This is a genomic window from Kitasatospora sp. Ki12 (assembly GCF_054601375.1).
The window spans coordinates 455,831-481,528 of sequence record NZ_BAAIHT010000001.1 but is presented as its reverse complement, the minus strand read 5'-3'; the positions used below and the strand labels follow the sequence as shown (position 1 = coordinate 481,528).

21 protein-coding genes and 1 tRNA gene are annotated in these 25,698 nt (G+C 73.7%); 10 read left to right on the top strand and 12 right to left on the bottom strand.

Annotated features, from left to right (window positions below):
- Positions 1-6: 6 nt before the first annotated feature.
- Together ACYP53_RS02115 and ACYP53_RS02110 are read left to right on the top strand one after the other, a co-directional pair.
- On the top strand, positions 7-1,296 hold the full coding sequence (locus ACYP53_RS02115; protein WP_189916545.1) for a citrate synthase: 1,290 nt from the start codon (positions 7-9) through the stop codon (positions 1,294-1,296).
- Between the two features lie 573 nt (positions 1,297-1,869).
- The gene (locus ACYP53_RS02110; RefSeq protein WP_189916544.1) at positions 1,870-2,589 is read left to right on the top strand and encodes an SDR family NAD(P)-dependent oxidoreductase; all 720 of its coding nucleotides are present in this window, start codon (positions 1,870-1,872) and stop codon (positions 2,587-2,589) included.
- 69 nt (positions 2,590-2,658) lie between these two features.
- On the opposite strand, the gene ACYP53_RS02105 is transcribed toward ACYP53_RS02110, so the two are convergent.
- Positions 2,659-4,953, bottom strand: coding sequence for a heavy metal translocating P-type ATPase (locus ACYP53_RS02105; RefSeq protein WP_459646507.1), 2,295 nt, complete (start codon positions 4,951-4,953; stop codon positions 2,659-2,661).
- Positions 4,954-5,018: 65 nt separating this feature from the next.
- The gene (locus ACYP53_RS02100; protein ID WP_189916542.1) at positions 5,019-5,237 is read right to left on the bottom strand and encodes a heavy-metal-associated domain-containing protein; all 219 of its coding nucleotides are present in this window, start codon (positions 5,235-5,237) and stop codon (positions 5,019-5,021) included.
- Between the two features lie 153 nt (positions 5,238-5,390).
- Between ACYP53_RS02100 and ACYP53_RS02095 the strand changes: the two genes are divergently transcribed.
- A complete protein-coding gene (locus ACYP53_RS02095; RefSeq protein WP_229928632.1) occupies positions 5,391-6,563 on the top strand; it encodes a PP2C family protein-serine/threonine phosphatase in 1,173 nt (390 codons plus the stop codon).
- Between the two features lie 280 nt (positions 6,564-6,843).
- Here ACYP53_RS02095 and dhaL read toward each other — a convergent pair whose 3' ends face one another.
- Positions 6,844-7,482, bottom strand: coding sequence for a dihydroxyacetone kinase subunit DhaL (dhaL, locus tag ACYP53_RS02090; RefSeq protein WP_189916541.1), 639 nt, complete (start codon positions 7,480-7,482; stop codon positions 6,844-6,846).
- A gap of 12 nt (positions 7,483-7,494) precedes the next feature.
- Entirely contained in the window at positions 7,495-8,490 is a 996-nt protein-coding gene (gene dhaK, locus ACYP53_RS02085; protein ID WP_189916540.1) for a dihydroxyacetone kinase subunit DhaK, read from the bottom strand.
- A gap of 148 nt (positions 8,491-8,638) precedes the next feature.
- On the opposite strand from dhaK, the gene dhaM reads away from it, so the two are divergent.
- Entirely contained in the window at positions 8,639-9,031 is a 393-nt protein-coding gene (gene dhaM, locus ACYP53_RS02080) for a dihydroxyacetone kinase phosphoryl donor subunit DhaM (protein ID WP_189916539.1), read from the top strand.
- A 21-nt stretch (positions 9,032-9,052) separates the two neighbouring features.
- On the opposite strand, the gene ACYP53_RS02075 is transcribed toward dhaM, so the two are convergent.
- Entirely contained in the window at positions 9,053-10,765 is a 1,713-nt protein-coding gene (locus ACYP53_RS02075) for a bifunctional 3'-5' exonuclease/DNA polymerase (protein ID WP_459646506.1), read from the bottom strand.
- A gap of 166 nt (positions 10,766-10,931) precedes the next feature.
- Here ACYP53_RS02075 and ACYP53_RS02070 point away from each other — a divergent pair, with 166 nt between their 5' ends.
- Positions 10,932-12,956, top strand: a complete 2,025-nt coding sequence (locus ACYP53_RS02070; RefSeq protein WP_459646505.1) for a M3 family metallopeptidase — start codon at positions 10,932-10,934, stop codon at positions 12,954-12,956.
- A 63-nt stretch (positions 12,957-13,019) separates the two neighbouring features.
- Here ACYP53_RS02070 and ACYP53_RS02065 read toward each other — a convergent pair whose 3' ends face one another.
- A complete protein-coding gene (locus ACYP53_RS02065) occupies positions 13,020-14,546 on the bottom strand; it encodes a cellulase family glycosylhydrolase (protein ID WP_459646504.1) in 1,527 nt (508 codons plus the stop codon).
- A 125-nt stretch (positions 14,547-14,671) separates the two neighbouring features.
- The gene (locus ACYP53_RS02060; protein WP_459646503.1) at positions 14,672-15,307 is read right to left on the bottom strand and encodes a TetR family transcriptional regulator; all 636 of its coding nucleotides are present in this window, start codon (positions 15,305-15,307) and stop codon (positions 14,672-14,674) included.
- A gap of 146 nt (positions 15,308-15,453) precedes the next feature.
- On the opposite strand from ACYP53_RS02060, the gene ACYP53_RS02055 reads away from it, so the two are divergent.
- On the top strand, positions 15,454-16,680 hold the full coding sequence (locus tag ACYP53_RS02055) for an acyl-CoA dehydrogenase family protein (RefSeq protein ID WP_459646502.1): 1,227 nt from the start codon (positions 15,454-15,456) through the stop codon (positions 16,678-16,680).
- Between the two features lie 82 nt (positions 16,681-16,762).
- Here ACYP53_RS02055 and ACYP53_RS02050 read toward each other — a convergent pair whose 3' ends face one another.
- The 3 genes from ACYP53_RS02050 to ACYP53_RS02040 all read right to left on the bottom strand — a co-directional run bounded on the left by ACYP53_RS02050 (position 16,763) and on the right by ACYP53_RS02040 (position 19,058).
- On the bottom strand, positions 16,763-17,374 hold the full coding sequence (locus ACYP53_RS02050) for a hypothetical protein (protein ID WP_229928631.1): 612 nt from the start codon (positions 17,372-17,374) through the stop codon (positions 16,763-16,765).
- A 143-nt stretch (positions 17,375-17,517) separates the two neighbouring features.
- Positions 17,518-18,327 carry an enoyl-CoA hydratase/isomerase family protein gene (locus ACYP53_RS02045; RefSeq protein ID WP_189916533.1) on the bottom strand — a complete coding sequence of 270 codons (810 nt, stop codon included), beginning with the start codon at positions 18,325-18,327 and terminating at the stop codon, positions 17,518-17,520.
- 35 nt (positions 18,328-18,362) lie between these two features.
- Positions 18,363-19,058 carry a TetR family transcriptional regulator gene (locus ACYP53_RS02040; RefSeq protein ID WP_189916532.1) on the bottom strand — a complete coding sequence of 232 codons (696 nt, stop codon included), beginning with the start codon at positions 19,056-19,058 and terminating at the stop codon, positions 18,363-18,365.
- 171 nt (positions 19,059-19,229) lie between these two features.
- On the opposite strand from ACYP53_RS02040, the gene ACYP53_RS02035 reads away from it, so the two are divergent.
- The gene (locus ACYP53_RS02035; protein ID WP_229928630.1) at positions 19,230-20,744 is read left to right on the top strand and encodes an MFS transporter; all 1,515 of its coding nucleotides are present in this window, start codon (positions 19,230-19,232) and stop codon (positions 20,742-20,744) included.
- A 103-nt stretch (positions 20,745-20,847) separates the two neighbouring features.
- On the opposite strand, the gene ACYP53_RS02030 is transcribed toward ACYP53_RS02035, so the two are convergent.
- On the bottom strand, positions 20,848-21,396 hold the full coding sequence (locus ACYP53_RS02030; protein ID WP_189916531.1) for a GNAT family N-acetyltransferase: 549 nt from the start codon (positions 21,394-21,396) through the stop codon (positions 20,848-20,850).
- Between the two features lie 76 nt (positions 21,397-21,472).
- Here ACYP53_RS02030 and ACYP53_RS02025 point away from each other — a divergent pair, with 76 nt between their 5' ends.
- A complete protein-coding gene (locus tag ACYP53_RS02025) occupies positions 21,473-22,084 on the top strand; it encodes a TetR/AcrR family transcriptional regulator (RefSeq protein WP_189916530.1) in 612 nt (203 codons plus the stop codon).
- Between the two features lie 368 nt (positions 22,085-22,452).
- Here the strand turns inward: ACYP53_RS02025 and ACYP53_RS02020 are convergent.
- A tRNA-Arg gene (locus tag ACYP53_RS02020) sits at positions 22,453-22,528 on the bottom strand.
- Between the two features lie 631 nt (positions 22,529-23,159).
- Here ACYP53_RS02020 and ACYP53_RS02015 point away from each other — a divergent pair.
- A complete protein-coding gene (locus tag ACYP53_RS02015; RefSeq protein ID WP_189916529.1) occupies positions 23,160-23,780 on the top strand; it encodes a single-stranded DNA-binding protein in 621 nt (206 codons plus the stop codon).
- A gap of 354 nt (positions 23,781-24,134) precedes the next feature.
- Positions 24,135-25,586 (top strand): Cys-Gln thioester bond-forming surface protein, encoded by a 1,452-nt coding sequence (locus tag ACYP53_RS02010; RefSeq protein ID WP_189916528.1) that lies wholly within the window; start codon positions 24,135-24,137, stop codon positions 25,584-25,586.
- Positions 25,587-25,698 lie beyond the last annotated feature (112 nt).

Genomic DNA, 25,698 nt, shown 5'->3' with positions numbered 1-25,698 from the left:
GAAGACGTGAGCGACAACTCGGTAGTACTGAGGTACCAGGACGGCGAGTACGAGTACCCCGTCGTCGAGAGCACTGCGGGCAACGCCGGCTTCGACATCTCGAAGCTGCTCCCGCAGACCGGCCTGGTCACCCTGGACAACGGCTTCGGTAACACCGCCGCGTACAAGTCCGCGATCACCTTCGTGGACGGCGACAACGGCATCCTGCGGTACCGCGGCTACCCGATCGAGCAGCTCGCCTCGCAGGGCGGCTTCGTCGAGACCGCGTACCTCCTGATCAACGGTGAGCTGCCCAACGAGACCCAGCTGGCCGAGTTCAACCGCGAGATCACCCAGCACACCCTGCTGCATGAGGACGTCAAGCGCTTCTTCCAGGGCTTCCCGCGGGACGCCCACCCGATGGCCATGCTGTCCTCGGTCGTCGGCGCGCTGTCCACGTTCTACCCGGAGAGCCACAACCCGTTCGACGCGGCCCAGCGCCACCTGTCGACGGTCCGCCTGCTCGCCAAGCTGCCGACGATCGCCGCGTACGCGTACAAGAAGGCGATGGGCCAGCCCTTCGTCTACCCGCGCAACGACCTGAGCTACGTCGAGAACTTCCTGCGGATGACCTTCGCGGTCCCCGCCGAGGACTACGAGCTCAACCCGGTCGTCGTCAACGCCCTGGACAAGCTGCTCATCCTGCACGCGGACCACGAGCAGAACTGCTCGACGTCCACCGTGCGCCTGGTCGGCTCCAGCCACGCCAACCTGTTCGCCTCGATCTCGGCCGGCATCTCGGCCCTGTGGGGCCCGCTGCACGGCGGCGCCAACCAGGCCGTGCTGGAGATGCTGGAGAGCATCCAGAAGGACGGCGGCGACGTCGACGCCTTCATCACGAAGGTCAAGAACAAGGAAGCCGGCGTCAAGCTGATGGGCTTCGGCCACCGGGTCTACAAGGCGTTCGACCCGCGTGCCGCCCAGGTCAAGCTGCTCGCGCACGAGGTCCTCGGCCAGCTCGGCAAGAGCGACGAGCTGCTGGACATCGCGCTCAAGCTGGAGGAGCACGCCCTCAAGGACGACTTCTTCATCTCGCGCAAGCTGTACCCGAACGTGGACTTCTACACCGGCCTGATCTACCGCGCCATGGGCTTCCCGACCAGCATGTTCACCGTGCTGTTCGCCCTCGGCCGGCTGCCGGGCTGGATCGCCCACTGGCACGAGATGATCAACGACCCGACCAGCCGGATCGGCCGTCCGCGCCAGATCTACACCGGCACCGCGATCCGCGACTACGTCCCGCTCGAGGGTCGCTGACGAGACGCGCGACGACGCTGACGACGGGCACCGGCCCGAGCGGAAGCTGAAAGGGGCCCGGCCGCTGCTGAGCGGTCGGGCCCCTCCGCGTCCCCGCGCGGTGCCCCCGAGGGGGTCCGTGCCGGGACGGAACCGTACGGCGCACGACTCCGGGGTCGGCCGCAGCCAGGGGACGGCCGCTCAAAGCGTCCCTGGCCCGCCAGGACCCCGGCGCCGTGCGCGAAGGCCGTCGAGGACGACGACCGTTCCCGGGGCCCGCCGGAGCCCCGTCGGCGACAGCCGATGGAAGCGCGGGGACGCGTTGCCGTTCATCGCGTCCTCGCCCGTCGGAAAAACTGCCGCACTACCAACCTAAGACGTATCAGGGTGCGAGAAGTTACGCCCGGGGGGTGTGAGCTGCCTCTCGCCACGCTCCGTGTGCGCGTCGTACCCCGCCCATATCACACCTTCTCTCGCGCGGGACGTCACCCTCCCCGCAGTCACGGCAACCGAGCGTGATAGGAATCGTGGCATTCCGGTACGGACCGTCGCGCACTCGCAGCGCGGCGGCGGAACTGGGGAGGGAGTGCGCAGATGGCCAGGAACGTCGTCGTCACCGGCGGTGGCACGGGAATCGGGTACGAAGTCGCGCGGCGGTTCGCCGAGATGGACGACCACGTGGTGATCGTGGGCCGCCGGCGGGCGGTCCTGGAGAAGGCGGCGGCCGACCTCGGGCCGAACGTCACCCCGCTGGTGTGCGACCTCGCCGACCCGGACGACGTCGAGGCCGCGCTGCGCGGACTGCCCGAGCGGATCGACGTCCTGGTCAACAACGCCGGCAGCCGGGAGACCGTGGTCGGCGGCGGCCCGCACGCCCTGCTGGCCCGCTGGCGCGGCGACTTCGAGCGCAACGTGCTGACCGTGGTGCTGCTCACCGAGTCGATCCGCGACCGGCTCACCCCCGGCTCCGGCCGGGTGGTCACCATCAGCTCCATCGCCGCCCTGCGCGGGGCCGGCTCGTACGGCGCGGCGAAGGCTTCGCTGCACGCCTGGAACCACTTCCTGGCCGCCCAGTTGGGCACCTCGGGCATCACCGCCAACATCGTCGCGCCGGGGACGGTCAGCGGCACCGAGTTCTTCGGGCCGCGGCTGGACGAGGCCGAGGTCGCCCGCCGGGCGGCCCGCACCCTGCTCGGCCGGATCGGCGAGACCGGGGAGGTCGCGGCGGCGGTGCACTTCCTCGCCTCGCCCGAGGCCGGGTTCATCACCGGCGAGATCCTGCACTGCAACGGCGGCGAGCTGCTGGGGCGTTGACGCCCGCGTCGTGACGAGGGGCCCGGACCGTCGGCGGTCCGGGCCCCTCGCACTCTCCGGTGCTGAGCCTCAGGCGGGCCGGAAGCGGCGCAGCCGCAGGCTGTTGGTGACCACGAAGACCGAGGAGAAGGCCATCGCGGCCCCGGCGATCATCGGGTCGAGCAGTCCGGCGGCGGCCAGCGGGATCGCCGCGACGTTGTAGCCGAAGGCCCAGAACAGGTTGCCCTTGATGGTGCCGAGGGTCTTGCGGGAGAGCCGGATGGCGTCGGCCGCGGCCAGCAGGTCGCCGCGGACCAGGGTGAGGTCGCCGGCCTCGATGGCGGCGTCGGTGCCGGTGCCCATGGCCAGGCCCAGGTCGGCCTGGGCGAGCGCGGCGGCGTCGTTGACGCCGTCGCCGACCATCGCGACGACCCGGCCCTCGGCCTGCAGCCGCCTGACCGTCTCGACCTTGTCCTGCGGCATGACCTCGGCGATCACGTGCTCCGGTGCGATGCCGACCTCGGCCGCCACGGCCTCGGCGACCAGCCGGTTGTCGCCGGTCAGCAGCACCGGGGTCAGGCCCAGCGCGCGCAGCTTGCCGATGGCCTCGGCGCTGGTCGGCTTGACCGCGTCGGCGACCTCCAGCACGGCCCGCGCCTCACCGTCCCAGCCGACCGCGACCGCGGTGCGCCCGGCGGCCTCCGCGGCGGCCTTGGCGCGGGCCAGGGAGGGGGGCAGGTGCAGCGCCCGGTCGGCGAGCAGGGCCTCGCGCCCGGCGACCACCGTGCGGCCCGCCACGACACCCTCCACGCCCCGGCCGGGGACGCTGCGGAAGCCCTCGACCGGCGGCAGCTCGCCCGTCCGCTCGACCGCGGCCGCGGCGACGGCGGCGCCGATCGGGTGCTCGGAGGCGTGTTCGACGGCCCCGGCCAGCCGCAGCGCCTCGGTCTCGTCGACGCCCTCGGCGGTGTGGACGGCGACCAGGGTCATCCGGCCGGTGGTGACGGTGCCGGTCTTGTCCAGGACGACGGTGTCGACCTTGCGGGTGGTCTCCAGGACCTCCGGGCCCTTGATCAGGATGCCGAGCTGGGCGCCGCGGCCGGTGCCGACCATCAGGGCGGTCGGGGTGGCCAGGCCGAGGGCGCACGGGCAGGCGATGATCAGCACGGCCACCGCCGCGGTGAAGGCGGCGGTGGGGCTGTCGGTGGCCAGCAGCCGGCCGACCAGGGTGGCCAGGGCGATCAGGACGACCACCGGGACGAAGACGGCGGAGATCCGGTCGGCGAGGCGCTGGGCCGCGGCCTTGCCGTTCTGGGCCTCCTCGACCAGCTTGGCCATCCGGGCCAGCCGGGTGTCCGCGCCGACCCGGGTGGCCTCGACGACCAGCCGCCCGCCCGCGTTGACGGTCGCGCCGGTGACCTCGTCGCCGACCCCGACCTCGACCGGGACGGACTCGCCGGTCAGCATCGAGGCGTCCACGGCGGAGCTGCCCTCGACCACCGTGCCGTCGGTGGCGATCTTCTCGCCGGGGCGGACCACGAAGCGCGTGCCGACGGCCAGCCGGTCCACCGGCAGCCGTACCTCCCGGCCCCCCTGGAGGACCGCGACCTCCTTGGCGCCGAGGTCGAGCAGGGCGTGCAGCGCGGCGCCGGCCCGGCGCTTGGAGCGGGCCTCCAGGGCGCGGCCGAGCAGGATGAGCACGGTGACGGCGGCGGCGGTCTCCAGGTAGAGGGTGGAGGAGGCGTCACCGGAGCCGACGGTCAGCGAGAAGTCGTGGTGCATCCCGGGCATGCCGGCGTGGCCCCAGAACAGCGCCCAGAACGACCAGCCGAAGGCGGCCAGGGTGCCGAGCGAGACCAGGGTGTCCATGGTGGCGGCGCCGTGCTTGAGGTTGGTCCAGGCGGCGCGGTGGAACGGCAGGCCGCCGTACACCACGACCGGGCCGGTCAGCGCGAAGGCCAGCCACTGCCAGTTGGCGAACTGCAGGGCGGGGATCATCGACAGCATGACCACCGGGAGGCTGAGGACGGCGCTGATCCGCAGCCGGTCGAGCAGGGGGTCGAGTCGGGGGTCGGCGGTGGGCCGCTCGGGCGCGGCGGCGGCGGGGTCGGTCGGCTCGGAGGCGATGGGGGTGACGGGGGCCGGGGGCGGCGGGAGCTCGGCGGTGTAGCCGGTGCGCTCGACCGTGGCGATCAGGTCCTCGACCGTGACCCCGGGGCCGTAGTCGACCCGGGCCTTCTCGGTGGCGTAGTTGACGGTGGCCTCGACGCCGTCCAGCCGGTTGAGCTTCTTCTCGATCCGGGCCGCGCAGGAGGCGCAGGTCATCCCGCCGATCGACAGCTCGACCCGGTCCCGGGCCTCGACGTCCGGGGCGGACGTGCTCATGCGGATCAGCTCCTCGGTGGGGGCGTGGGCGGGGCCGAGGTCCGGCCCCGCCGCACCTCGGCGGTTCAGGAGCTGCGGCCGACCAGCTCGTAGCCGGCCTCGTCCACGGCGGCGCGGACCTGCTCGTCGTCCAACGGCGCGGCGGAGGAGACCGTCACGGTCCCGGCCTTGGAGTCGGCGGCGACGTCGGTGACACCGGACAGCGCGGAGAGCTCCTCGCTGATCGCCTTCTCGCAGTGGCCGCAGCTCATGCCGGACACGGTGTAGGTGATGGTGCTGGACATCGGGGCCTCCGGAAGGTCGGTGCGGTTCCTGTGCTTTCCTGTGCTGACACCATACCCCTCTGGGGTATTTCACGGAGAGGTGGGGGAGGTGCAACGCATCGTAGGCGACAGGGCGGATGGGTGAGTGCCGTGATCGTCCCTTATGTTCGGTATGTGTTTCCGATCCGCCGCGCCCAGTCGCCCTCGGCTCCCACGGCAGCCGGACTGCCGCCGGGCCGGCAGCGCGGCGCCCTGCTGGCCGCCGACCTCCAGGACGTGCCGCTCTGGCGGCGCGCCACCCCCGCCGTGGCCGCCATGCTGCTGGTCGCGCTCGCGGACTTCCTCTCCGGCAAGGACCGCTACCTCGCCCCGCTGATGACCGTCGTGCCGACCGTCGCGGCACTGACCCTCCGGCCCCGCGAACTGCTCGCGGTCTGCGCGGTCGGCCTGCTCGCCGTGTTCGGACTCAGCCACTACGACCAGGTCGACAACATCAACGACGCGCGCTTCCTCTACGGAGCCATGGTCAGCTACCTGGTGGTCACCCTCTTCTCCGCCTGGGTCGCCAAGCTCCGGATGCGGCGCGCGGCCGCCTTCGCGGCGGTCAGCTCCGTCGCCGAAGCCGCCCAGCGGGCGCTGCTCCGGCTGCCCGGGCCGACCGTCGGGCCGCTGCGGCTGGCCGTACGGTACGTGTCGGCGGCCGACGCCTCACAGATCGGCGGGGACCTGTACTCCGCCCTGGAGACGCCGCACGGGACCCGGGTCGCCGTCGGGGACGTCCGCGGCAAGGGGCTCGCGGCCGTGCAGACCGCGGCCGTGGTGCTCGGCGCCTTCCGCGAAGCCGCGTACGACGAGGCCGGGCTGCGGGGCGTCGCGGCCCGGATCGAGGCCAGCGTCGAACGGCACGTGCCGGACGGGGAGTTCACCACCGCGCTGTTCGCCGAATTCCGCTCTCCGGGAGTCATGGAACTGCTGCAGTACGGGCACGTGCCGCCGATCCGGGTCGACGGCGAGGGACACGCGCACGTCCTGGACGCGCCGGACCCGTGGGTGCCGCTCGGCCTCGGCCGGCTCGCCTCCGGGGAGCCCACCACCTGGGGGCAGGCGTTCGGGCCGGAGGACGTGCTGGTGCTCTGCACGGACGGGGTGATCGAGGCGCGGCACCGCAGGAGCGGGGAATTCTACCCGCTGGCGGAGCGGGTGGGGCCGCTGGTGCGGGACGCTGCGCGCTCGGCGGGGGAGCTGGAGGCGGCGGTGGAGCGGGTCTACGGGGATCTGCTGGCGCACACGGGTGGGGAGTTGCGGGATGACGCTTTGTTGTTGCTGATTACGCGGACGGATGGGTGAGGGGCCGCTGCGCGGGGCTTGGGGGTGGGGGTGGGGCTCTCGGGAGGGTGGGGGCGGGGCGGCTCCGGGGGTGGGTGCTCCGGGGGCTGGATGATTTTCAGACTGCCCACTCTGTGGGGTGGGGCTGGTCGCCGTTGGCAGTCTGAAAATCACCCGCAACGCCCCTCTCCGCACCCACCCCCTGCGCCGCCCCTTCCGCAGCGCGTCCCTCTCGCCGGTGAGGGGGAGGGGAGGGGGAGGTAGGTGCGGGAGGTGGGGTGGGGGTGCGGGGGGGGGGGGCTTAGGTGGTGAGGGTTTCGGCGAGGGTGCGGAAGATGAGGGCGGTGGAGGTGGCGCCGGGGTCTTGGTGGCCGATGCTGCGTTCGCCGAGGTAGGAGGCTCGGCCCTTGCGGGCTTGGAGGGGGGTGGTGTCGCGGGCGCCCTGTTCGGCGGCGTCGGCGGCTGCGGTGGCGGCTTCGGGGAGGGTGGCTCCGGTGGCGGCCGCGGTGCGGAAGGCGGTGACGGCTGGGGTCCAGGCGTCCACGATGGTTTTGTCGCCGGGTTCGGCCTTGCCGAGGAGGCGGACGGCGTCGAGGCCGGCGGAGAGGGCTTCGGCGAGGGTGGCCGGGGCGGCGGGGCCTGGCAGGGCGGCGCCGATGGCGCGGAAGGCTTTGCCGTAGAGCGGTCCGGAGGCGCCGCCGACCTTGGAGATGAGGGTGGTGCCGGTTTTGGTGAGGACGGCGCCGGGGTCGGCGGGTCCGAGGGCGTCCAGGGCGGTGAGGGCGGCCGTGAAGCCGCGCTGGAGGTTGCTGCCGTGGTCGCCGTCGCCGATCGCGGAGTCCAGCTCGGTGAGCCGGGGCTGCTCTTTCTCGACGGCCGCGGCGATCGCGCGGATCCAGGACTCGGCCAGCGGGCCGTCGAAGCGGGGGGTGTCGGGCATCGCGGCTCCTCTTCAGGCCCGCTTGAGGGCGGGGGTGTCGACCGGGGCGTCCCAGAGTTCCAGCAGTTGGGTGTCGGCCTTGGTGAGGGTGAGGGAGAATCCGGCCATGTCGAGGCTGGTGACGTAGTTGCCGACCAGGCTGCGGGCCACGGTGATGCCGCGCTCGGCGAGGCGGGCGGCGACCTCGCCGTAGACCACGTACAGCTCCAGCAGCGGGGTGGCACCGAGGCCGTTGAGCAGGGCGATCACCTCGTCGCCGGGGGTGAGGTGGTGGTCGGTGAGGATGGTGTCGACCACCTCGGCGGCAAGGTCCCGGGCCGGGCGGAGCTTCTCGCGGCGGCGGCCGGGCTCGCCGTGGATGCCGACGCCGACCTCGATCTCGTCCTCGGGCAGGTCGAATCCGGGCTTGCCGGCGGCCGGGACGGTGGCGGCGGTGAGCGCGATCGCGAAGGAGCGGGAGGCGGCGTTGACCCGCTCGCCGAGCGCGGCCACCTCGTCCAGCGGGGCGCCGCGCTCGGCCAGCGCGCCGGCGGTCTTCTCGACCAGGACGGTCGCGCCGGTGCCCCGGCGGCCGGCCGTCCAGGTGGAGTCCTCGACCGCGACGTCGTCGTTGACCAGGACGGTGCGGACCTCCAGGCCCTCCTCGGCGGCGAGTTCGGCGGCGAGCTCGAAGTTCATCACGTCGCCGGTGTAGTTCTTCACGACGAAGACGACGCCGGCGCCGTTCTCCACGGCCTTGGCGGCGGCCAGCATCTGGTCCGGGACGGGCGACGTGAACACCTCGCCCGGGCAGGCGGCGTCGAGCATGCCGGGGCCGACGAAGCCGCCGTGCAGCGGTTCGTGGCCGGAGCCGCCGCCGGAGATCAGCGCGACCTTGGGCCCGGCCGGGCGGGCGGCCCGGGTGATCACCCGGTTGGGGATGTCCACCGCCAGCTCCGGATGGGCGGCGGCGACCCCGGCCAGGGCGTCCTCCAGGACGCTCTCCGGGGTGTTGATCAGCTTCTTCAACGCTCTTCGCTCCCTTGGTGAGGACGCTACGGCGGTCAACGCTGTTGACCCGACGCTACGCCAGACGGGGGTGGCGGGCACGGGCTGCGACACGCGCGTTTCCCGTCACTCTCCCGGAGCAGTGGGATCGGACCGTAGGGTCGTCCGCATGAGTGGAAACGTGGGCATCGTCCTGGTCTCGCACAGCGCCCGGCTCGCGGAGGGGCTGCGCGAGCTGCTCGCCGAACTGGCCTCGGACGGCGTGCGGGTGGTGGTCGCGGGCGGCACGGAGGACGGCGGGCTCGGGACCAGCTACGAGCTGATCGCCGGGGCGGTCGCCCGGGCGGACGGCGGGGCGGGCGTGGTCGTGCTGCCGGACCTCGGCAGCTCGGTGCTCACCGCCGTCACGGTGCTGGAGGACGAGCCGCGCCCGGGCGTGCGGCTGGTGGACGCGCCGTTCGTGGAGGGCGCGGTGGCCGCCGCCGTCACCGCCTCGACCGGGGCGGGGCTGGCCGAGGTGGTCGCGGCGGCCGAGGAGGCGCGCTCCTTCCGGAAGCTGTAGCGGCCGCCCCGGGCCGGCCGGTCACTTGGCGTCGGCGTAGCAGTCCACCACCGCCGTGGTGAGCGGGAAGCGCACCGGGGTGTCGCCGAACACCAGCCGGCGGGCCTCGTCGGCGGCTTCGGCGACGGCGGCGGCCACCTGGTCGGCGAGGTTGGCCGGGGTGTGCACCAGCACCTCGTCGTGCTGGAAGAACACCAGGTGCGGGCGGTCCTCCGGGCCGGCCGCCGGCAGCTCGGCGAGCCGTCGGCGCAGCGCCGCGAGGAGGGCGAGGGCCCAGTCGGCGGCGCTGGCCTGGATGACGAAGTTGCGGGTGAAGCGGCCGCGGGCGCGGGCGGTGCGGCCGCCGGCCTCGCTCGCGGTGTCAGCCTCGGTGAGGTCGAGGAAGTCGGCGGAGGCCGGCGGGCAGACCCGGCCGAGCCGGGAGGAGACCACACCGCCGTCCTCGCCGGTGCGGGCGGCGGCCTCGACGTAGCCCATCGCGGCCGGGTAGCGGCGGCGCAGGGTGTTCAGCAGCGGGCCGATGTCGCCGCTGGTCTGCCCGTACATGGCGCCGAGCAGGCCGAGCTTGGCCTTGTCCCGGTCGCCCTGGAAGGCGGTGGCGGCGAGCGCCTCGTACAGGTCGCCGCCGGCGGCGGTGCGGGCCAGCCCGGCGTCCTGGGAGAGCGCGGCGAGCACCCGGGGCTCCAGCTGGGCGGCGTCGGCGACGACCAGCAGCCAGCCCGGGTCGGCGACCACGGCCCGGCGCAGGATGCGCGGGATCTGCAGGGCGCCGCCGCCGCGGCTGGCCCAGCGGCCGGAGACCACACCGCCGACCACGTACTCGGGCCGGAAGCGGCCGCCGCGGGCCCAGGCGTCCTGCCAGGCCCAGCCGTGGGCGACGTGGATCCGGGCCAGCTCCTTGTAGCGGACCAGCAGCCGGGCCGCCGGGTGGTCGATCTCCTTGAGCTCCCAGGAGCGGGTGGAGGTGAGCTGGATGCCGGCCTCGGCGAAGGCGCGCAGCACCTGGGTGTGCGAGTCGGGGTTGAACGGCTTGCCGCCGAGGGCCTGCTGGAGCTCGACGGCGAGGTCGGCGAGCAGCCGGGGCTGGGTGCCGGGGACGCTCGGGCGGGGGCCGAGCAGGTCGGTCAGCAGCCGGTCGTGGACGTCGGCGCGCCAGGGCAGGCCGTCCTGGGCGATCTCGGCGGCCACCAGGGCGCCGGCCGACTCGGCGGCGACCAGCAGCCGGAAGCGCTGCCGGGCGGCCGGGTCGGCGACGGCGGCGATCCGGCGCTGCTGCTCGGCGTGGACGGCGACCACGGCGGCCAGCGGGTCGGCGCCGGGCGGCAGTTGCAGCCGGTCGGGGGCGAACAGGGTGTCCTGGCCGTCGTCGGCGTCGGCCGGGCCGGGCTCGGGCAGGTCCGCCGGGACGGGCAGGCCGCGCAGCCGGGCCCAGGCCGCGCCGAGCGAGCGCGGCGCGCCGAACCGGCCCTCGTGCGCCAGCAGCAGCGCCTCGACCAGCCGCAGGTCGTGGCAGCGGGCGACCCGGTCGGGCAGCCGGGGCAGCAGCGGGGCGTACCCGGAGTCGGCGGCGGCCCAGACCCAGCGGGGGCGGTCGGCGGCCTCCCGGGCGGCGACCGCGGCGGCGAGGTCGGGGACCGGCTCCGGCGGGCCGAGCGGGGTGCCCGCGTCGTCGAGCGGCTGGAGCCGGCCGCCGGGGCCGTGCGGGTCGGGCGCGAGGGCGATCCTGGGTGCCACGGGGGCTGCTCCTCTCCGGCGCGCGGTCGGGCGTGCTGGTACGGCACTGGTGTGCGGGCTCGCGGCCCGCGGCTGACGGGCCTCCTGCGCTGACGGTAACGGGTGGGTACGACAACGGGTGAGGGCCGCGTAGGCAGGGCGGGTGACACCGCGTATGGTCGGCGAAATGACCGAGAACCCGTTCTTCCGGCCCAGCACGCTGGACTACGAGCTGCCCCCCTTCGCGGAGATCCGGGAGGAGCACTACCTGCCCGCGTACGAGCGCGGGATGGCCGAGCAGCTGGCCGAGATCGCGGCGATCACCGCCGACGGCAACCCGCCGACCTTCGAGAACACCCTGGTGGCCCTGGAGCGCACCGGGGAGCTGCTGCGCCGGGTGGACGTCGTCTTCCGCAACCAGTCCTCCTCGGACACCACCGACGTGCTGGACGAGGTGGAGGCCAAGGTGAGTCCGCTGCTCGCCGTCCACCACGACGCGATCCACCTGGACCGCGCGCTGTTCGCCCGGATCGAGGAGCTGTACCGCACCCGCGATCGGCTCGGCCTGGACCCGGAGTCGCTGCGGCTGCTGGAGCGCCGGTACGGCGCCTTCGAGCGCTCCGGCGCCCGGCTGGGCGAGGCCGAGCAGGCCCGGCTGCGCGGGCTGAACGCCGAACTCGCCGCGCTGGGCACCACGTTCCAGCAGAACGTGAACGCCGCGAACCGGGCCTCCGCGCTGGTCCTGGACTCGGCGGCGGAGCTGGCCGGGCTGTCCGAGGACGCGATCGCCGGCGCCGCGGAGAACGCCCGGGTGCTCGGCCACGAGGGCAGGTACGTGCTGAGCCTGCAGAACACCTCCGGCCAGCCCGCGCTGGCCCAGCTCACCGACCGCTCGGTGCGCGAGCGGCTGCTCGCCGCCTCGCTCGGCCGGGGCATCGAGGAGAACGGCCCGATCGCGATCCGGATGGCCGGGCTGCGCGCCGAGCGGGCCGAGCTGCTGGGGCACCCGAGCCACGCCGCGTACGTGGTGGCGGACGAGACGGCCGGTACGGTCGAGGCGGTCTCCGCCCTGCTGGCCCGCCTCGTCGGGCCGGCCGTGGCCAACGCCCGCCGGGAAGCCGCCGAGCTGGCCCGGGTGGCGGCCGCGGACGGGGTCGAGGAGATCGCCGCGCACGACTGGGCGTACTACTCGGAGAAGGTCCGGCAGGAGTCCTTCCAGGTGGACGCGGCGGTGCTGCGCCCTTACTTCGAGCTGGAGCGGGTGCTGCGCGACGGTGTGTTCTTCGCGGCGAACCTGGCGTACGGGCTGTCCTTCACCGAGCGGCCGGACCTGACGGCGCACCACCCGGACGCGCGGGTCTTCGAGGTGTTCGAGGAGGACGGCACCGCGCTGGGCCTGTTCATCGGCGACTTCCACGCCCGGGCGTCCAAGCGCGGCGGGGCCTGGATGGACTCGCTGGTCGAGCAGTCCGAGCTGACCGGGCAGCGGCCGGTGGTGCTGAACAACCTCAACATCCCGCGGGCGGCGCCCGGCGAGCCGGTGCTGATGTCCTGGGACGAGGTGCGCACGCTCTTCCACGAGTTCGGGCACGCGCTGCACGGCCTGTTCTCCCGGGTGCGGTACCCGCTGTTCTCGGGCACCGCGGTGCCGCGGGACTTCGTGGAGTTCCCGTCGCAGGTCAACGAGATGTGGATGGTCCGGCCCGAGGTGCTGGCCAACTACGCCCGCCACCACGGGACCGGGGAGGTGCTGTCGCCGGAGCTGGTCGAGCGGATCACGGCGGCCGAGGGCTTCGGACAGGGCTTCCGGACGGTGGAGTACCTGGCGGCCACGCTGCTGGACTGGGCCTGGCACACGGTGCCGCGGGGCGAGGAGATCACCGACGTCGAGGAGTTCGAGGCGCGGGCGCTGGCGGCGGCCGGGATCGCGGTGGACGCCGTCCCGCCGCGCTACCGGACGGCGTACTTCCAGCACATCTTCGCCAGCGGCTACAGCGCGGCCTACTACGCCTACATCTGGTCCGAGGTGCTGGACGCCGACACCGTGCAGTGGTTCGAGGGCAACGGGCGGCCGGTGCGGGAGAGCGGCGAGGTGTTCCGGCGTGAGCTGCTGGCGCGCGGGTTCAGCCGGGACCCGCTGGAGTCCTTCCGCGCGGTGGTCGGCCGGGCGCCGGAGACCGGGCCGCTGCTGGCCCGCCGCGGCCTGCTGTAGTACGGCGGTAGGCGCCGGTGGCGCGGTGGGCCCGGCCGCGGTGCGGTGTCACCGGGGTGGATGTCACCGGGCGGTGAGGGTGACCGTCACGGCGGTGCCCGGGCGGGCGTGCGGGAGCCGGATCCGTACGGTTCCGGCGCGCCCGTCCGCCGGCTGCTCGACCTCGACCCGGGCGCCGGCGGGGGAGACCGCGACGCCCGCCCCGTGCGGGAACGCGGCCGGGGGCAGGACGAGTTCGCTGCCGCGCCCGGTGCCGTCGGCGCTCCAGCGGACGGCGGCGGTGCCGTCCGCGCGGACCTCGGTGCGCACGTCGGTGCCGGCGACGGCGGCCGGGTACGGGCCGAAGGCGGGCTGCTCACCGGGCGCCGGGTGCCCGGCCGGGTCGAGCGCGCAGTAGCCGCCGGTGCCCCGGCACCAGTACCAGAGCGTCCAGCCCTCGGCGAAGCCGTCCATCGCGGCGACCTGCCGGCGCACCAGCTGGGTGTTGCCGGGCGTCCGGGAGTCGGGCGGCCCCCACTCGCCTACCAGGACCGGCAGGCGGTGGGCGGCCGGGTAGGCGGTGATCGCGGCGGTGTACCGCTCGACGAAGCCGTCGGCCGGGTCCCAGTCGGCGCCGTTCTCGACGGCGGTGGAGTAGAAGTGCGGTGCGTAGCCGAGCCGGGGCGCGCCGGGGCGGGGGTCGGTGAAGCCGGGCAGCCGGGTCGGCACGCCCTGGCCGACCAGGACCGTCGGTTCCACGAACAGCCAGGCACGGGTGTCGGCGCGGCGGACGGCGGTGATCAGCCGGCGGTACATGTCGGCGAGCCGGCCCTGTTCCAGGGCGGCGGAGGCGGCGGCCAGCACCGCCGGGTCGCTCGGGTCGCCGTCCACCGGGCCGAACGGCTCGTTGAACAGGTCGTAGCCCAGCAGCGAGCGGTGGCCGCGCAGTTCGCGGGCGAGCCGGGTGTAGAAGTCGGCCTGCCAGGCGCGCAGGTCGGGGTCGTCGTAGAGGTGGCGGAAGGCGGCCTGGACGGCGGGCTGGAAGTAGCCGGCGAACCAGTCGTCCGGGTCCGGGGTGAAGGGCAGGCCGTCGTCCCGGGTGGCCCAGACCGGGATGCCGTTGGTGCCGCCGCCGAACCGCGGTCCGTAGACGTCCTGGTGGAAGTCGACCAGGACGAGCAGGCCCAGGCGGTCGGCCCGGTCGAGGAGCCGCCGCAGCCGGCCCAGTTCGGTGGGGTCGAGGGCGCCGCGTCGCGGTTCCAGCCTGGTCCAGGAGACCGGCAGCCGGACGAGCGTGAAGCCCTGGGCGGCGACGGAGGCCAGGTCGGCCTCGGTGGCCTCGGCGTACTTGTCGAGGTTGAAGCCGCGCAGTTGGAGGCGGCGGCCCTGGGCGTCGGTGAGGGCGGTGCGGCCGTCCGGGGCGGTGGCGGTGCCGGTGGGGAAGCGGTCATGGTGCCCGCTGCGGGCCGTGGCGTCGGTGTCCGTGGCTGCGGCCGGGGCGGCCGGGGCGGCTGGGGCCGGGCTGGCCGGGGCGGCTGGGGCGGCCGGGGCGGCGGTGAGGACGGCGGTGGCGGCGAGCAGCAGGGCGACGGCGGTTCGGCGCAGGCGCATCGGGGACCTCGCACGGCGGGGGGTGGGGGCCCGATGATGCCCGTGGCGCCGTCCGCCGCACAAGAGTTGTGCACACATGTGCGGACAAGGGCTTTGCGCTGAAGGGGCGTGCGCGGAAGGGGAGTTCAGCCCGCCGCCGGGGCCGGCGGCTCGACCGGGGCGGTGGGCAGGACGGCGGTGGGCAGGTCGGCGGCGGCGGCCAGGCGGCCCCAGAGCAGGTCGGCCAGCGCCTGCACCATCCGGGTGCGGGAGCAGGGTCTGCTCTCCAGCCACCAGTCCCCGGCGGCCAGCACCATGCCGGTGATGCCCCGGCCCCAGGCCTCGGCGAGCAGGTCGCGGTCGGCGCCGAGGTCGACCTGGCTCTGGACGGCCCGGGTGATCTCCTCGGCGATCTGCCGGAGGGCCGGGGCGAGCGCGTTGCCGGCGCCGCTGGGGTCGCCGGGTTCGGGGTGGGTGAGCAGCCGGTAGACCTGGGGGCGGGCCTCGATCCCGGCGAGGTAGGTGTCCAGGACGTGCTCGACCCGGTCGCGGCGCTCCAGCGGTTCGGCGAGGGCGGCCCGGACGGCGGCCAGCAGTCCGCCGGTGTGGCGCTCGGTCAGGGCGCCGATCAGGCCGTTCCGGTCGCCGAAGTGCCGGTAGAGGATCGGCTTGGTGATGCCGGCCTCGGCGGCGATGGCGTTCATGCTGGCGCCGGGCCCTTCGCGCTGGATGACCCGGTCGGCGGCGTTGAGCAGCTGCTCACGGCGGGGCTCTCGGGACATGCGCTGCTCCTCGGGGTCGGGGGTCTGACGGGGCGTCGGCGCCGGTCGCGGGCGTTGACACCGGTTACCAATCAGTAGCAGACTCCGACGATGTTACCCGGGGTAACACCCCGGTCGGCCGCACACGTCTTCGGAGGCAAGCACCCATGAGCAGCACGTTCTCGCTGGACCCGGGCGCGGACCAGCTCGCCGTACGCGACTGGCTGCACGGCTTCGCCGCCGACGTGATGCGCCCGGCCGCGGCCGAGTGGGACGAGCGCGAGGAGACCCCCTGGCCGATCATCCAGGAGGCCGCCAAGCTGGGCATCTACTCGCTGGACTTCTACGCCCAGCAGTACTTCGACCCCTCCGGCGTCGGCATCCCGATCGCCATGGAGGAGCTGTTCTGGGGCGACGCGGGCCTCGGGCTGTCCATCGTCGGCACCACGCTGGCCGCCGTCGCCGTGCTCGCCAACGGCACCGACGAGCAGATCGGCACCTGGACCCCGCAGATGTTCGGCACCCCGGACGACCTCAAGGTGGCCGCCTTCTGCTCCTCCGAGCCGGACGCCGGATCCGACGTCTCCGCCCTGCGCACCCGGGCGGTGTACGACGAGGCCAAGGACGAGTGGGTGCTCGACGGCACCAAGACCTGGGCCACCAACGGCGGGATCGCCGCCGTCCACGTCGTCGTCGCCACCGTCGACCCCGGGCTCGGGGCCAAGGGCCAGGCCTCCTTCGTCGTCCCGCCGGGCACGCCCGGGCTGAGCCAGGGCCAGAAGTTCAAGAAGCACGGCATCCGGGCCTCGCACACCGCCGAGGTCGTGCTGGACGGTGTCCGGGTGCCCGGCAGCTGCCTGCTCGGCGGCAAGGAGAAGCTGGACGAGCGGCTGGCCCGGGCCCGCGAGGGCGTCAAGCGCCCGGGCGGCCGGGGCAACGCGGCGATGGCCACCTTCGAGGCCTCCCGTCCGGCCGTCGGCGCCCAGGCGATCGGCATCGCCCGCGCCGCGTACGAGGTGGCCCTGGACTACGCCAGGACCCGGGTGCAGTTCGGCCGTCCGATCATCGACAACCAGGGCGTGGCCTTCCAGCTCGCCGACATGAAGACCCGGATCGACGCGGCCCGGCTGCTGGTGTGGCGGGCCTCCTGGATGGCGGCCACCAACCAGCCGTTCACCGCGGCCGAGGGCTCGATGTCCAAGCTGTACGCGGGCGAGACCGCCAAGTACGTCACCGCGCAGGCGATGCAGATCCTCGGCGGCAACGGCTTCACCCGCGAGTACCCGGTGGAGCGGATGCACCGGGACAGCGCGATCTACTCGATCTTCGAGGGCACCAGCGAGATCCAGCGGCTGGTGATCGCCCGGGCGATCTCGGGGATGCCGATCCGCTGAGCGGTGAGCGGGACGGCCTGCGCCGTCCCGCGCCGTCCCGCGGGGGCCCGGCGCCGGACGGCCTGCGGCCGGTCGACCCGCGCTACCGGGCGGCCCAGAAGGTGAGCCCGGCCGTGAGCGCGCCCACCACCGTGCCGACGACCGTCTGGGCGACGGTGTGGTCCCGCAGCACCACCCGGGACCACCCGACGAGCGGGACCAGCAGCGAGAGCAGCAGCCAGAGCGGCCCGAGCGCGACGGCCAGGCAGACCACCGCGCCGGCGGTCACCGCGGTGTGCACGGAGACCTTCCACCAGACGGTGATCACCAGGATCGGGATCAGCGAGGCGAACATCGCCAGCACCAGGGCGGTCAGGTCGGCCGGGGCGTCCAGCCGGATCATCACGGCGAAGCTGAGCAGCACCGAGCCCATGATGAAGGGGAGGACGGTCAGCCGGCGCTGCCGGTGGCCGACGTGACGGTCCTCCACCGTGCCCTTGCGCATGCCGCGCCGGATGAACAGGGTCGGGACGACGGCCGCGAACAGGGCCGCGAAGGCCGCCCAGCCGATGCCCTGCCAGCCGTAGCGAAGGCCGCCCAGCAGCGGGAGCAGCGCGATGATCACGTTCTTCGGCTCGACGCCGTCGGTGATGCGGCGGGCCCAGATCGTCCGGGGGCTGGGGGCGGTGGCCTCGGTCGTGGCCTCGGTCGTCATCGGGGCGTCGCTCCGGGGTCGGCGTAAGCGGTAGGCGTACGTGGTGGGGGTACGTGGTGGGCCGGCGGTTCGACGTCGGCCGGACGATTGTACGGGTGCCGCCCCGTCCCCGGTCGGCCGGTCCCGGTGCGGAACCGCCGGGCTCAGAACCGCGGCGGGCGGCCCTCCAGGAAGGCGGCGAGGCCCTCGCGCACGTCCGGGGTCTCGCGGGAGCGGCGCTCCCACGGCGCCAGCGCCTCGGCCGCCCGCTCCGGCGGGACGGACAGCGCGGCCTTGACGGCGCCGATGGTCTGCGGGGAGCGGCGGGTCAGCACGCGGGCGAAGTCCAGGGCGGCGGCGTCCAGTTCGGCGTCCGGCAGGACGCGTTCGGCGAGGCCCAGCGGCAGGGCGTCCCGGCCCGGCACCAACTCGCCGGAGAACAGCAGGTACTTGGCGCGGGCCGGACCGACCAGCCGGGCCAGCCGCAGGGTCGGCACCGCCGGGTAGACCACGCCGAGCTTGGCCGGGGTGATGCCCAGCCGGGCGTCCTCGGCGACGAACCGCAGGTCGCAGGCGACGGCCAGTTGGCAGCCGCCGCCCACGCACGCGCCGTGCACCACGGCGACGGTCGGGTGCGGGAAGGCCGCCAGCGCCTCCTCGGCGGCGACGTTGACCGCGTGGTAGGCGTCCGCACGCTTCGGGTCGCCGTACACCTCGGCCAGTTCGCCGATGTCCGCGCCCGCGCTGAAGGTGTTGCCGGCGCCGGTCAGCAGCAGGGCGCGCACGCCCGGGTGGCCGGCGAGCTGCTCCAGCGTGTCGGGCAGCGACTCCCAGATCGCCAGCGTCACCGCGTTGCGGCGGTGCGGGCGGGCGAACTCCAGCACCGCGACGCCGTCCTCGCCGACGTACGCGTTGAGGCCCTCCGCCCGCGCGGGCAGGGCGGAGCGGTCCCGTGTGAGCAGCGGCTGGTCCATGCGCACCTCCGGTCGGTCGTGGTGCGCCCACTCTCTCAGGCGGTGTCGGTGCAGTAGTCCCCGAGGCCCCGTTCGACCAGGGCGAAGGCCCGGTGGGTCGCGTCCAGTGCGGCGGGCAGGGTGTCCGCGGCGGACTCGCCGGCCAGCATCCGGCGCTGGTTCTCGCCGGTCAGGGCCAGTTGGACGGCCACCAGCTGGGCGGCGGCGACCCTGGCGGTGAGCTCGTCGTGGGCCGGGTCCTGGGTGCGGAGTTCGTCGGCCAGCAGGACCTGTGCCTTCTGGTCGAAACCGGCGGTGGCGCGCATCAGCAGGGTCGGGGTCCGGTGGATCACCCGGACCACCTTGAGGACGACCGGGTCGTCGCTCAGCCCGGTGGAGGGGTCGAACAGCTCCAGCGCGGCCAGGAAGTGCGTGCGCAGCGCCGCCACCGCCGAGGTGCCCGGGGCGCGTTCGCGCACCACCCGGGCCGGCTCGTCGAGGTGCTGCTCCATCGGGCCCATGACCAGGTCTTCCTTGGTGGGGAAGTAGTTGAAGACGGTCATCTTGGACACCTCGGCGGCGGCCGCGATCTCGGCCACCGACACCTGGTCGAAACCCCGCTCGGCGAACAGCCCGACGGCGGTGCGCCAGAGCCGGATGCCGGTCTGGATCTTCTTGCGCTCCCGCAGCGGGAGCGCGTCGAGGTCGAAGCCGTGGTCGAGGCCGCGGGTGAAGCCGGTCTGGGGCGCCATGGGGTGACTGTACCAGGAACAAGGATTGACCAGGCTCATTGATGTGCCCGGATGAAATATGTCCCCAGCTTAAGGATTGACCGAGTCCAAAAACCCTGTCATGGTGGTGCCGTTCCCGCCGGACCGCCCCGGTCCGGGACCGAACTCCACCGACCCTGGGGGGACCTGACGATGACACCGACCACCCTGATGACACCGGCCCAGCGAGGGCTGGGCATGGTGATCTGCCTGGTCACGATCGTGCTGGCGGTGCTCGACATGAACATCGTGTCGGCGGCCAGCGTGCCGATCGTCCGCGAGCTCGACCCCGTCCACGGTGTCGACCGGCTGCCCTGGCTGGTCAGCGCCTTCGCTCTGGCCGCCACCGCGCTGCTGCCGCTGTACGGCAAGCTCTGCGACCTGTACGGCGCCAAGCGGGTGCTGCTCGGCGCGGTCGGCACCTTCCTGCTCGGCTCGGGGCTCTGCGGGGCCGCGCAGAGCATGGAGCAGCTGATCGCCTTCCGGGCCGTCCAGGGCATCGGCGGGGGCGGGCTGATGAGCGTCACCATGGTGGTGATGGCCCACCTCAAGGACCCTGAGGAGGAGGGTGGCGGCAAGGGCGGGGCGACGGGCGGCATCGTCGCCGGCCTCGGCATGGCGGTCGGCCCGCTGATCGGGGCGCTGTTCACCGACCACCTCAGCTGGCGCTGGATCTTCTACGTCAACCTGCCGCTCGGCCTGCTGGTCCTGGTCGGCGCCGCCCTGGTGCTCAAGCTGCCGGCCTCGGCCGGCCGCCGGTCCCTGGACTTCCTCGGCGCGGCCCTCGCCGCCGCCTTCGCCACCACGCTGCTGCTGGTCACCGAGTGGGGCGGCAAGGACTACGCCTGGACCTCCCCGGAGATCCTCGGGCTCGCCGCCGCCGCCCTGGTCTCGCTGGCCCTCTTCCTGTGGCGCCAGGCCACCGCCGCCGAGCCGGTGCTGCCGCTGTCGCTGTTCCGGATCCGCGCGGTGCGGCTGGGCTTCGCGATCCAGGGCCTGGTCGGGGTGGCCATGACCGGTTCGATCATGTTCGTGATGATGTACCTGCAGATCGCCCGCGGCGTCGCCCCGACCTCGGCGAGCCTCTACCTGATCCCGATGGCGGCCGGGATGACCGCGGTCGGCCTGCTGATCGGCAGGCTGACCGCCCGCGGCCACGCGCCGCAGACCTTCCTGGTGGCCGGCTCGGCGGTCGCGGCGCTCGCCCTCGCCCTGCTCGGCCTCAGCGGGCCGGCCACCCCGCTCTGGCAGGTGATGGCCGAACTCGCCCTGCTGGGCTGCGGGCTGGGCCAGCTGGTCGGCCAGCTGATCATGCTGGTGCAGGAGGCCGCGCCCGCCCACCAGCTCGGCGTCGCGACCACCGGGGTGCGGTTCTTCCAGACCCTCGGCAGCGCGCTCGGCGCGGCGGCCTTCGGCACCGTCCTGACCCGGGCCTACGAGGCGGGCGAGCCCGGCGGGACGCTCGGCGCGGTCCGGACGCTCACCGGCGCGGCCCGAGAGCACGCGCTGGGCAGCTTCACGGACGCGGTGGACGTGGTGTTCCTGTCGGCGGGCGGGGTGCTGGCACTGGCGCTGGTGCTCGCGGTGCGGCTGCGGGCGGCCGGGCCCACGGGGGCCCGAGCGGCGGGGGAGCGTCCCGAGGAGGAGCGGCCGGTGCTCGCGGCCTGAGACGGCCGGAGTATCGGTGAGGACCGAGGGGCCCGGTGGACCGCAGGGGAGTCCACCGGGCCCCTCGCCGTGGCGGTTGCGGGAGACGTGACCGGCTCCGCCGTCAGGCCTGGGCGGACCACTCGTGGGCCAGGATCGCCCAGATCTCCTTGTCGAGGCGGACCCCGTTGTGCAGGTACCACTCGCGCAGCACGCCGTCCCGCTTCATGCCGACCCGCTCGGCGACGGCGCGGCTGCGGGCGTTGACGGAGGTGCACCACCACTCGGCCCGGTGCAGGCCGCGGGTGACGAAGGCGTAGTCGAGGAGCTGCCGGACGGCGGCGGTGATCAGCCCGCCGCCCTCGCCGGCCGGCTCGGTCCAGGCACCGATCTCGCAGACGCCGGACGTGGTGTCGAAGCCGACGAACATCACGCCGCCGACCAGCGTGCCCTCCCGCCAGATGCCGTAGATCCGCTTCTGGTCGGCGGCCTGGCCGTCGGCGTAGCGCTGCAGGGTGGCGCGGGCGGAGTCCAGGTCGGTGGAGAAGGTGGCCCAGGGGATCCACGGATCGGTGTGGGCGCGGGCCCGGTCGATGTGGGCCAGGAACTCGGGGGCCTGCCACGGCTCCAGCGGGCGCAGTTCGGCGTTCTCGGTGAGCTGTACGGCAAACACGGGCGGGCCTTTCGGGCTGGAGCGCGGGTTGGTCGGAATCATTCATAACAAACGTTTGGTATGTACGATAGACCTTATGACACCGGCCCGCGGAGACCATGACGCCCGTCGCTCGGACGTGTCCGAGGGGGTGTGGCGGGTGCTCTCGACCCGGGGCTTCGAGGGGCTGACCCTGCGCGCCGTGGCCGCCGAACTGGGCGCCTCCACCGGGATGCTGACGCACTACTTCCCGAACAAGCGGGCGTTGCTCAGCCACGCCCTGGAGGAGCTGGACCGGCGCTCGGGCGCCAGGCCCCGGCGCACCGCGCCCGCCGACGGCAGCCCGCCGCCGCCCGCCGGGCTGCCCCGGCTGCGGGCGGCGCTGCTCGACGTCCTGCCGCTGGACCGGGACGCAGCGTCCGGCAACCGGATCTGGGTCGGCTCCTGGGACCACGCGCTGGCCGATCCGGAGCTGGCGGCCGCGCACGCCGGCCGCTACGCCCGCTCGCGGGTGGCGCTCACCGCGCTGGTCGCGGACGCCCAGCGGCTCGGGGAGCTCCCGGCGCAGGCCGATCCGGCCGAGATCGCGGCCGGCGCGCAGGCCTTCGTGCTCGGGCTGGTGGTGCAGGCGCTCTTCGCGCCGGAGGAGTTCCCGCCGGAGCGGCAGACCGCGCTCCTGGACGCCCACCTGGCCGGGCTGACGGGCTGACACGGCTGGCGGGCTTACGCGGCTGATGGGCTTACGCGACTGACGGGCCGACGGTCCGGGCGGCCCGTCCTCCGACGGCTTCGCGGGGGACCGGCCGCCTCCGGAACGCCGTCGGAATGGACCGGGGTGGGGGATTCGCCGGGATTCGCCCGGGATTTCCGTCGTGCGAGGAGCCCGGTGTGATTGTCCGAACCGCGCCTTTTCCCGGGACCGCGCACAAAGGCGGGCGGCGGTTTTCGCTGCGGCCATGACACGGAATGTCACGGGTTATGCGCGGTGGGTGCCCGATGGGCGCCCGGTATTACGGGGTGGAAAGGTGCGACTACGCTTGGTCGCGACCGGCGCGACAGCCTGCGCGAATTGCGGGGTGGCGCCCCCAGCAGGATTCGAACCTGCGACCTACCGCTTAGAAGGCGGGTGCTCTATCCGCTGAGCTATGGGGGCGGGACGGGCGGCGCCCGGGTGGGCGCGACCGTGGCCGGGATCGGGCGACGAGCGCCGGGGCGCACGCTGTCCGGCCCCGTGCCTGAGGGTGGGGGTGGGGGTTGGTGGGCCCTCGCCCTGTCGGGGACAGGATAAGGGTGTCCAGTTCCTCGGCCGGGTGTGACGACACCGTCGTTGGTGTGTCGGTTCGGTGGAGCGGTCCGATAATCGCAGGTGAAGGCCGTGAGTGCAGCGGTCTGGGAGTGTTCCGCGCCGGACGTTGTGCAGTCGTTACGGGGCTGCCTCCTCACCCGTTATGGATTCGACACGGAGAATGTGCCGCCGGGGGTGCGGGTGGGGGGCGCAAATCACGGTTGCGCCGGTCGGATGACGTGCGCGGACGGTCCCCGGGGGCGTTCCGGCGGGCGCCGGCCGGGGCGGCGATCAGCGGGTTTGTTGTCATGGCCGCGAAGAGTCGAGGGCGAAGCGCTCCAAGAAGGCCGAAATTCACCCCTGCGAGTGACAACTCTTCCACAGGGCCGAGTTATCCACAGGATTTCGGAAGTCACTGGCCCGGATTTCTCCTGAAGTGCACGCTCAAGGCGCACCGGTCGATTCCGTACGGTGCTTCGGCGAGAACGGAGAGTGTGCCGTGAACGAGACGCATGTGACGGTCGTCGGCAATGTCGCGACGGAGGTGAGCTACGGGGAGACGGCCGGCGGGGTGCCGATGGCGAACTTCCGGCTCGGCTGCACCGAGCGGCGGTACGACCGGCAGCGCGAGTGCTGGGTGGACGGCGAGACGCAGTGGGTGACGGTCACGGCCTGGCGGGCGCTGGCGGTGAACCTGATCGGCTCGCTGGCCAAGGGCGATCCGGTGCTGGTGAGCGGTCGGCTGCGGGTGCGGGAGTGGACGGAGGGGGAGGCGAAGCGCAGTCGGGTGGAGATCGACGCCCGATCGGTCGGACACGATCTCACCCGTGGTACCTCGGCGTTCCGTTGGGCGGCCGGGGTGCGGGGGCAGCCGCCGGGCGGTGCGGGGCCGGCCGGCGCGGGGGTCGGGGGCGAGCCGGTGCCGGAGTGGATCGTGAGCGCACTGGAGGCGCGCAAGGCCGCCGCGGTGGCCGCCGCGGCGCTGCCGGGAGGGGCTCCGGCGGTGGCTCCGGCGCCCGGTCCGCGGGCGTTGCCGCCGGGCGACCGGTCGGTGACGGACGACCAGGGCGTGGTAGCCGGAAGGGGGCGGGGAGGTGGCGGGCCGGATGCGCGGAGCTGACGGGTCGATGGCCTTCTCTGTCGACAAATATGTTGATCGAGAAGGTTGTTGTTCCCGCGTGCGCAATCCGACCGGATAACCGAAAGTCAGCCCGGAGTTTCTGTCCGACCGTCAGTTTGTGGGGATCCTGAGGGGGTTGATAACGATCCAGATACGGAATCGTCCTGATTTCGCATGGGGGTTTCGGGGCCTCTGGGGGTCAATAGGATTCGTCTGGTTCATACCCGCAGCAGTGCCACAGGGGGCACGCGCGGCACGGCAAGTCGGCGGGTCCGCCCCTCGGAGCGGCCCGGCCCGGAGGGATCCCAGATGTTCCAGAGGCAGGGGCGGAGTCTGTCCCGGATAACCACTGTCATGCTCACGACCGGCTTGACCTTGGGCGGAGGCCTGTTCGCGGCCGGTGCGGCGGTCGCGGCGGACACCCCGGGAGCGGGCGTGACCGCGGTGGTGCAGCCCACCATGCTCGGCGAGAAGATCGACGTCGACGGTGGCACCGTCGACGGCGGCCTGTTCACGCTGAAGACCGCCGACGGCGAGCTGCAGACCTACTGCATCGACTTCGGGTTCCCGGTGGACATCCGGAAGAAGATCCAGTACCAGGAGTCGGACTGGGCTTCCAGCTCCCTCGGCGACAAGAACAAGACCGAGGCGGCCGCCAAGATCCGCTGGATCCTGGAGAACTCGTACCCCCAGGTCAAGGACCTCACGGCGCTCTCCAAGGCCGCCGGTACGGGCAACCTGAGCCCCGAGGCCGCGGCCGCGGGCACCCAGGCCGCGATCTGGAAGTTCTCGGACAACAAGAACGCCGTCCCGCACGACGAGAACGCCAAGAAGCTGCGCGACTACCTGACCGGTGCCGCCAACAAGGGCATCGCCGCCGAGCCCAAGCCGTCGCTGACCCTCAGCCCGGACTCGGTCTCCGGCAAGTCCGGCGCCAAGCTCGGCCCGTTCACCCTCAACTCCAGCGCCTCCGAGGTGAAGCTGGCCGTCAGCGGCGACGCCGCCGACAAGGTCAAGCTGCTGGACAAGGACAACAAGCCGGTCGGCGGCTCGATCGCCGGTCCGATCGCCAAGGACACCCAGCTGTTCCTGGACGTGCCGGCCGGCACCCCGGACGGCTCGGTCACGGTCAACGCCAGCGCCTCCACCGTCGTCCCCAGCGGCCGGGTCTTCCTCAGCAAGGGTTACACCCGCGAGGAGCACAGCCAGACCATGATCCTGGCCGGCTCCAGCAAGCTCAGCGTCGCCGACGCCGCCAAGGCCACCTGGAAGCAGGGCAAGGGCGCGCTGATCGACAGCACCGCCAAGGTCGAGTGCGCCAGCGGTGGCGTGCGCGTCTCCGTCACCAACGGTGGCGACGAGGCCGGCACCGTCACGGTCGGCAAGCAGTCGCTGACCGTCCAGCCGGGCAAGACCGAGAGCGTGCTGGTCAAGGTCGACGAGAAGACCGCGTACGACATCACCGTCTCCGGCCCGAACGGCTACAGCCGCGAGTTCAAGGGCGTCCTGGACTGCAAGACCGGCACCGGCACCGGCACGCCGACCCCCGGCCCGTCCACCCCGGCCCCGACCGGCACGCCTTCCGGCACCCCGTCCGGCACCCCGTCGGGCACCCCGAGCGCCGGCGCCGGCCAGCCGGCCCCGTCGACCACCAGCGCCGCCCCCGGCACCGGTGGCCTGGCCCAGACCGGTGCCAGTGACTCGACCCCGATCCTCGCCGCCGTCGCCGGTGGCCTGGTCGTGGCCGGTGGCGCCGCCGTCTTCGTCCTGCGCCGCCGCGGCCGCCACGGTCGCACCACCGCCTGATCCGCTCCGCGGGCCGAGGGGGCTGACCCCCTGAGGCCGTGAAGCAGGAGCCCGGCCCCCCACACGCGCTGCGGGGGGCCGGGCTCCTTCGCGTCGGTGGGTCCGTGGTCGG